At 72.4% G+C, this 2641-nt stretch carries 3 protein-coding genes; all 3 read right to left on the reverse strand.

Translation table 11 applies throughout. The features are described from left to right. Positions 1 to 658: 658 nt before the first annotated feature. Positions 659 to 1156 carry a GNAT family N-acetyltransferase gene (locus I5G_RS06530; RefSeq protein WP_022878343.1) on the reverse strand — a complete coding sequence of 166 codons (498 nt, stop codon included), beginning with the start codon at positions 1154 to 1156 and terminating at the stop codon, positions 659 to 661. Then, complete coding sequence (locus tag I5G_RS06535; protein WP_022878344.1) at positions 1153 to 2106, reverse strand: dipeptidase; 954 nt, start codon at positions 2104 to 2106, stop codon at positions 1153 to 1155. The genes I5G_RS06530 and I5G_RS06535 overlap by 4 nt, the downstream gene beginning before the upstream one ends. A gap of 3 nt (positions 2107 to 2109) precedes the next feature. Beyond that, positions 2110 to 2641: rhodanese-like domain-containing protein (locus I5G_RS06540; RefSeq protein ID WP_022878345.1), on the reverse strand; the 532-nt coding region annotated here is incomplete at its 5' end.

Below are 2641 nucleotides of genomic sequence, written 5' to 3' on the forward strand. Positions count from 1 at the left end.
AACGGGTTCATCGGTCTGCTCGAGCTGGCCNGCGACGCGCCCGAGACCCCGCACGACCGGACGATCGTGTTCGTGCTGGTCGCCGGGCACCTCCGGATCCCGGCGGTGACCGCACACGGCCAGGCGACGACCGCCTGGCTGCACGCGCATCCCGAGTGGTGGTCCCCCGCGGCCGACGGGCGGACCGCGGTGGCCGGCCTCGTCATCGAGCACCTCGGCGCGAAGCACCGGCGCGACGACGACCCGTCGACGGAGGCCGGAGCCGACGACGTCGAACCCGAGCTGCTCTACGCCACGACCCCCGAGTTCGCCGCGCTCGCCCGGGCCGAGTGGCGGAACCCCGCGGTGCGCCCGGTGCGGCCCGGCGCGGTGGTGCATCTCGGCGAGGGCGAGCCGCTGTGGGAGAAGGACGTTCCGGCGATCGCCCTCGTCACGGGCCCCGCCTCCCTCCTCGCGGAGACGGCGCACGCGGGAGTCGATCTCGATCTCCTCGCCCGGCAGGTCGACAGCTTCCGTGCCCTGCAGCGCCACCTCGCGGATGCCCCCGACCGCACGTCCTTCGGCACGGTGCAGCGCCCCGGACGACTGCGGAAGCTTCTCGAGGTCGCGCGGATCGCGGTGTTCCTCGCCCGCCGGAACCGCGCGTGACCGGGGTGCGTCAGCCCCGCGCGGCGAGTGCCTCCAGCGCCGCGCCGGTCACGCGCCGCGTCGTCCACTCCTCCATCGCTTCGGCGCCGAGGGCGCGGTAGAAGCCGATCGCGGGCTCGTTCCAGTCGAGCACCGTCCACTCGAGCCGCGGGTACCCCTGCGCGAGGCACTCGGCGGCGAGCGCGGACAGCAGCGCCACGCCGTAGCCGTTGGAGCGGTACCGCTCGTGCACGAAGAGGTCCTCGAGCCAGATGCCGTGGTTTCCGGTCCACGTCGAGTAGGTGAGGAACCAGATCGCGATCGCACGGATCTCTCCACCCTTTTCGACCACGAACGCGAACGCGCGCGGGTCGTCGCCGAACAGCGTGGCCGTCAGCATGTCGACGGTGTTGTCGACGGCATCCGGTTCGTGTTCGTAGTCGGCGAGCGCCTGGATGCACGCGAGGATCCCGGCCTCGTCACCGGGGCGGGCGCGGCGCAGGACGGCACCGTCGGTCAGTTCGGTCATGGCTGAGGCTCCCAGCTCTCGAGGGCGACGCGGCGGAAGTTCCCGCCGAGGACCGCCGCGATGTCGGCATCGTCCCACCCACGGTCGCGGAGCGCCGCGCCCAGGCCGACGAAGGTCTCGGGTGGCATCCATTCGACCGGGCCCCACGCGGTGTAGCTCGCGTCGTACAGCGCGGGGCTCTCGGCCAGGGTGGTCTGGAACGTCTCCCAGTCGAACGAGAAGTCCGTGCTCACCCCGACGTGCCGGATGCCGACGACCTCCACGGCGTACTCGATGTGGCGCACCATCGCCTCGAGCGTGGGGGTGTTCGGGCCGAGGAAGATGCCGACGCCGGTGATGCCGACGACTCCCCCGGTGTCCGCGGCCGCGCGGGCCTGGTCGTCGGTGATGTTGCGGGGGTGGTCCCACACGGCTCGCATGCACGAGTGGCTGAAGACGACGGGCCGCGTCGACACGCCGCACATGTCGAGCGACGTGCGGGCGCCCACATGCGAACCATCCGGAACCATTCCGCGCCGATTCAGCTCGGCGACGAGGTCGCGGCCCCAGCGCGAGAGCCCGGGGTCGACGGCATCCAGGCATCCGCCCCCGGCCGCGTTGGTGTAGTTGTACACCGGGCCGAGCGTGCGGACGCCCCGAGCGACGAGCGTCGCCACCGCGTCGAGGTCGCCGCCCAGCGGCGCGCAGTCCTCGAGGTCGAACACCACCGCGGTGTCGCCGGCGGCGGCGATCCGGTCGACGTCGGCGACCGTCGCCGCGAGCTCCAGCCCGTCGATCGCGGTCACCTGGGCACGGAACGCGCGGAGGACGGATGCCATGACCTCGGGCCCGTGCGGGGCGTAGCCGACGTTGAGCGACACGAGTCCGCCGCCCGCCGGGCGGTAGCGGTGCAGCTCCGTCAGGTCAGCGGTTTCGACGAGTTCAGCGCACGCGTGCTGATCCCACAGCATCGGTCAGGCGCCCGCGCGGGCGGCGAGCCCCGGATCGAGGGCTTCCCGCTCGTCGAAGACGAAGCAGTCGCCGTCCCAGTGCGCGTTCCCCTCGGCGGCGAACCAGCCGAGGATGCCGCCGTCGAGCTGGTACGCGTCGAGGCCCTGGTCGCGCAGGTAGAGGGCCGCCTTCTCGCACCGGATGCCACCGGTGCAGAAGCTCACGACGGTCTTGCCGTCCAGTTCGTCGCGGTGGGCGCTCGCGGCATCCGGGAACTGCGTGAACCGCTCGATGCGCCAATCGCGGGCGCCGGAGAACGTGCCGTAGTCGACCTCGAACGCGTTGCGCGTGTCGACGAGCACGATCTCGCGGCCGTCGTCGTCGGCTCCGCGGTCGAGCCAGCGGCGGAGCGTCGCCGGCGACACCGCGGGCGCGCGACCGTCCTGAGGGCGCACCTCGGGCCGGTCCATGCGGATGATCTCGCGCTTCACCTTCACGAGCAGACGGCCGAAGGGCACGGCATCCGACCAGCTCTCCTTTGTCTGGAGAGCCGGA

It is taken from the genome of Microbacterium sp. B19 (assembly GCF_000333395.1).
In the GTDB taxonomy this organism is placed as follows: Bacteria; Actinomycetota; Actinomycetes; order Actinomycetales; family Microbacteriaceae; genus Microbacterium.